Annotated in this window: 1 protein-coding gene and 1 pseudogene; both read right to left on the bottom strand. The window is 74.1% G+C overall.

Going from position 1 to position 1,316, the window contains the following annotated elements:
- A pseudogene (locus tag I59_RS10720) lies at nt 1-363 on the bottom strand (ribulose-phosphate 3-epimerase); the annotation flags it as partial.
- A 181-nt stretch (nt 364-544) separates the two neighbouring features.
- A partial coding sequence (locus I59_RS10715; RefSeq protein ID WP_022903871.1) for an RsmB/NOP family class I SAM-dependent RNA methyltransferase occupies nt 545-1,316 on the bottom strand: 772 nt, incomplete at its 5' end.

Genomic DNA, 1,316 nt, shown 5'->3' with positions numbered 1-1,316 from the left:
CTGCGTGATCGGCGTCCCCGGCTTCACGGCGACGGCGGCACGGGCCCCGTTCGACCGGATCGCGGCGGCGGTGGCCACCGGGTCGGTCGCGGCCTCGAAGTGGAACGTCACGCTCGACGCACCCGTCTCGGCGTACTTCGGTGCCTGCGTGTCGGCGTCGGTGATCATCAGGTGCACGTCGAGGGGCACCGGGGAGACCTCCTGCAGGCGCTGCACGATCGGGAGCCCGAGCGTGAGGTTCGGCACGAAGTGGTTGTCCATCACGTCGACGTGCACCAGGTCGGCGGTCTCGATGCGGTGGAGCTCACGCTCGAGGTTCGCGAAGTCGGCGGACAGGATGCTCGGCGAGATGCGGATCGTCACCCGGCAAGCCTACCGGCGGTGCCAGTGGTGCCCCGAGACTCGGTTCGGGTTCCGCGAGACTCGGTCTCAGCGACGGTTCTCGGGCGCCGCGGCACGAGAACCGTCGCTCAGCCCGAGACTCAGCATCGCAGCCGCGCCGCCCGCTCAGCCCGAGACAAAGCATCGCAGCCGCGCCGCCCGCTCAGCCCACGCGGCGGAACAGCGCGACGAACATGGCGTCGGTGCCGATCCGGTGCGGCCACAGCTGGGCGACCGGTCCGTCCGCCACCTGCGGGTCCCGCACGGCCACCGACCGGACGACCCCGGCGGTGTCGAGCTGCTCGAGCACACCGGGGTGGCGTTCGAGCACGGCGTCGACCTGCCCGCGCGTCTCCGCGAGGTGCGGTGAGCACGTGACGTACGCCAGGGTCCCGCCGGGCGCGAGGACGCGGACGGCCGCGTCGAGCAGCTCCGACTGCAGCTCGGCGAGCTCCGGCACGTCCTCGGGCTGCTTGCGCCACCGCGCCTCCGGTCGACGCCGGAGCGCCCCGAGCCCGGTGCACGGTGCGTCGAGCAGGACGCGGTCGTACTGCACGCCTGCACCGTCCCGACCGAAGCGTCGCCCGTCACCCTCGACGACGGTCACCACGTCGCCGAAGCCCGCGAGGGCCTTCCGCACGAGACCGACCCGCGCGGGGACGAGTTCGTTCGCGACGAGGTGCGCACCGCCGACGGCAGCCTCCGCCGCGAGCAGCGCCGCCTTGCCCCCGGGGCCGGCGCACATGTCCAGCCACCGCTCGCCCGGTCGGACGTCGGACGACCTGCTGAGCGCGAGGGCAGCGAGCTGCGAGCCCTCGTCCTGCACGCGGAGCCGCCCGGCGGCGACACCCGGCACGCGGGCGGGGTCGCCGGACACCCCGCGGATGCCGGTGGGCGAGACCGGTGAGAGGTCCGCCTCGGACCGGACGGGAGGC

Source organism: Curtobacterium sp. B8 (assembly GCF_000333315.1).
In the GTDB taxonomy this organism is placed as follows: Bacteria; Actinomycetota; Actinomycetes; order Actinomycetales; family Microbacteriaceae; genus Curtobacterium; species Curtobacterium luteum.
The sequence above is the reverse complement of the archived record's forward strand: the minus strand, read 5'-3'. Positions and strand labels throughout refer to the sequence as shown.